This is a genomic window from Alcanivorax sp. HI0083 (assembly GCF_001635175.1).
The window spans coordinates 1-3,261 of the sequence record NZ_LWFX01001357.1 but is presented as its reverse complement, the minus strand read 5'-3'; the positions used below and the strand labels follow the sequence as shown (position 1 = coordinate 3,261).

Genomic DNA, 3,261 nt, shown 5'->3' with positions numbered 1-3,261 from the left:
ATGAACGCGGCAATGAAGCCGTGGATGAGGACGATCCCTACAAGGACTGCCCGATTCCTGACGACCTTATGTGGTAAGTGCTGCTACGAAGCTGCTGTAGGAGTTCCCTTCCAGGGGACGAACCTCGCACAGCGAGGCCATCGCCCGCAGGGCGATCAGGAAAACCAGAACGTAGCCGCTTGCGCAAAACGCTCATGTGAAGCGTGGTGCACTCTTCAACCAAACAGGCCAAACCCATGACCGTATCCCCCAAACTCGGCACTCGCCATTCCCTGGAAATTCTCAAGGTCATTCGCAATGGCTTGCTGCTGGATGGCGGCGACCTGGGTGAGGTGCTATTGCCGTCCCGGGAAGTGGAAGGCCAGACGCTGGGCCCCGGTGACAGTGTCATGGTTACGCTTTACAGCGATGGTGAAGGTCGGCCCATGGCCAGCCTGCGTACCCCGCGTGTGCAGCTTGGTCAGGTGGCTTCATTGAAGGTAGTGTCCACCAGCAAGGTGGGGGCGTTTGTGGATTGGGGCATGCCCAAGGACTTGCTGCTGCCGTTTGCCGAGCAGAAAGGGCCGGTGCGCGAAGAGAGCTGGGTGTTGGTGATGCTGACCACGGACCGGGAAGGGCGGCTGATGGTCAGTGCCCAGCTGGACCGTTTTCTGTCCGATACCTGTCAGGCGTATCAGCAGGGGGATGAGGTGTCGCTGGTGGCAGCGCACAGCACTGACCTGGGCTACAAGGTAGTGGTGGATGATCATGCCTGGGGCATGATTGCGGCCAGTGAACTGCGTGCGCCATTGCGCCCTGGGCAACGGGTGACCGGCTATGTGCAGCGCTTGCGTCAGGATCAGAAACTCAGCCTGTCCCTGAATGCGCCGGGGGCGGCGAAGAGTGATGGGCTCACGGAGCAGATTCTGGCGGCGCTGGAAAAGGCCGGCGGCGAACTGCCTTTGGGTGACAAGAGTTCGCCGGAAGCCATTTTCCAGACTTTCCGCTGCAGCAAAAATGCGTTCAAGCAGGCCATTGGCGGCCTCTACAAGGCACGCCGGATTGTCATTGAGAAAGAGCGTATTTTTATTCCTGACGTTTGATCTTTGCAGGCTCCGTGATTCCGTAGGTCGGCTTAGGCGGAGCCGTAAGCCGACACCCGCCTTCGCCTGGGATTGCTAAACCGCAATCAGAACCGGTAGTCCATTTTCAAACTATACTTGCGGGCATCCCCGTAGTATCCCCCGTTATAGAACCCCAGGTTGTTGAAGTACTTCTCGTCCGTCAGGTTGCTCACGTTGGCGCCCACCGACAGGGCGGGAGTCACCTGGTAGCGAGCCATCAGGTCCACCAGCGTGTAGCTTTCCTGAACAAACTTGTAGTTGGCGCTGGCCCCGGGGCGCGTCACGAATGCATAGGTCTTGTTCTGCCAGGATATCGCCGTGCCGACAGTCAGGCCGTTCAGGTCACCGCGAAAGCGGTACTGGGTGGACAGGCGGATCATGTCTTCCGGCGAAGTGGTGTTGAGCTCGTCGCCATCCGGGTCTTCGGTAATGCGGTAGGTGTAACCTGCCTGTACCTGCCAGTCAGGCAGGATCTCGCCGGCGGCTTCCAGCTCGAAACCGTTGGTTTCGGCACCATCCACAGCTCGGTAGGCCACGGAGTTGGCTGGCCCGCCGGGAATAGGCTGACCGGTGGATTCAGCGAAGTTATCCTGATTGGTGCGGAAGACGGCGAGGGTGGTGTTCAGTCGGCCTTGGTTAAATTCGCTCTTTAATCCCGCCTCGTAGCTGTTGCCTTCTTCCGGGTCGAGAATCTGGTTGTTGATGTCGCGCACGGTCTGCGGTTGAAAGATGCTGGTGTAGCTGGCGTACACGGAGTGGTGGTCGGTCAGGTCATAGACCAGTCCCAGGTAGGGCACGACTTCGCCGTTCTCCTGATAGGATTCGTCGTTCAGCGGTCCTTGCCAGTTAAACCCTGTGGTTTCCTGCTCCCAGTCCACTACCTGGCCGCCGGCAATAACCGCAAGTCGGTCGGTGGGTTTGAAACGGGCGGTGGCGTACAGGCTGGTCTGTTTGCTGTTTTGCTTTTCCACCGTATTGGGCGCAGCCCAGGCCGGTTTGGGAATATCGCCATCCCAGTTGAGCAGGTTGGGCACCACGTTGTTGAAATTAACCGGCGACTGGCCGGTGTAATCCCGTTCGGCATCGGAATAGCTGGCGCCCACCACCAGTTCGTGTTGGCGGCCGAAGAGGGCGAAGGGGCCGTTGGCATAGAGGTCGAAGGTGTCCTGGGTCTTGTCTTCCACATAACGTCCGGACCATAGCGTCTTGCCGCTGCCATCGCGGTTCAGCTGGCCGCCACCGGCGGAGGCCAGCTGGGCATCATAGTTGTTCTGCTGGTTGGTGTAGGCAAACTTGCTGTACCAGCCGTTCTCGAACTGATGCTCCAGGTTCACAAAGACGGTTTGTGAATCCTGGGCCCAGCTGCTCCAGTCGGTGGCCGGGTTCAGGTCCCGGTCCAGATCGGCGATGCCGCCGTCGCTGTAGAACAACGGGATGCCGCCCCAGGTAGACCCCATGGGATCATAGTCCATGTAGTCCATGCCCACGGTGAGCAGGGTGTTGTCGAACAGGTCCGCTTCAATCACGCCGTAGAACACCTGCTTTTCGTTTTCGTAGTGATCCAGAAAAGACTCGCCCTGTTCGTAGGCGCTGACAAAGCGACCGCGCACCCGGCCATTCCTGGACAGTGACCCGCTGGCATCGAACTCGCCGCGGTAACCGTCCCAGCTGTTCAGCTCCGCACCCACCTGGCCGGTGAAGTCGCGGGTAGGTTTCTTGCGCACCAGGTTTACCGTGGCGGACGGGTTGCCGATGCCATTGAGCAGGCCGCTGGCCCCGCGCAAGACTTCAATACGGTCGTAGATGAAGGTATCGGACAGGGCCGCTTGTTTACCCAGGGTGTCGATGCGGGTAGACGGCATACCGTCGTAAAGAAAGTTGGTGATTTCAAAACCCCGGGCGAACAGTTGCTGGCGCTCGGTATCCTGGCTTTTCACGGTAACGCCAGGCGTGCGTTGCATCACTTCCGCCACGCTGTCGAGGTTGAAGTCGTCCATCTGCTGACGGGTAATCACGGAAACAGACTGCGGCGTTTCGCGGGGCGATAGCACCATGCGGGTTGCGGTGTTGGTGGCAGTGGTACCGTATCGCTCCGAGCCTTCGGTGGTCATACTGGCATCGTGTTCATCCACGCTGCTGGCGGTGACATCGATATTGC

Annotated in this window: 3 protein-coding genes; 2 read left to right on the top strand and 1 reads right to left on the bottom strand. The window is 59.3% G+C overall.

All coding sequences use genetic code 11. The annotated features are described in order from the left end of the window. On the top strand, positions 1 to 77 hold a 77-nt coding region (locus tag A3754_RS28875; protein WP_156497118.1), incomplete at its 5' end, for a DUF2058 family protein. Positions 78 to 236: 159 nt separating this feature from the next. Further along, positions 237 to 1,082, top strand: coding sequence for a S1 RNA-binding domain-containing protein (locus A3754_RS20430; protein WP_063521163.1), 846 nt, complete (start codon positions 237 to 239; stop codon positions 1,080 to 1,082). Positions 1,083 to 1,168: 86 nt separating this feature from the next. Here A3754_RS20430 and A3754_RS20425 read toward each other — a convergent pair. Beyond that, the coding region (locus A3754_RS20425) for a TonB-dependent siderophore receptor (RefSeq protein ID WP_063521162.1) at positions 1,169 to 3,261 on the bottom strand (2,093 nt) is incomplete at its 5' end.

What these genes read in the sequence shown, in the direction of transcription:
- A3754_RS20430 (WP_063521163.1), top strand. Translation starts at nt 237, where the DNA reads ATGACCGTATCCCCCAAACTCGGCACTCGCCATTCCCTGGAAATTCTC.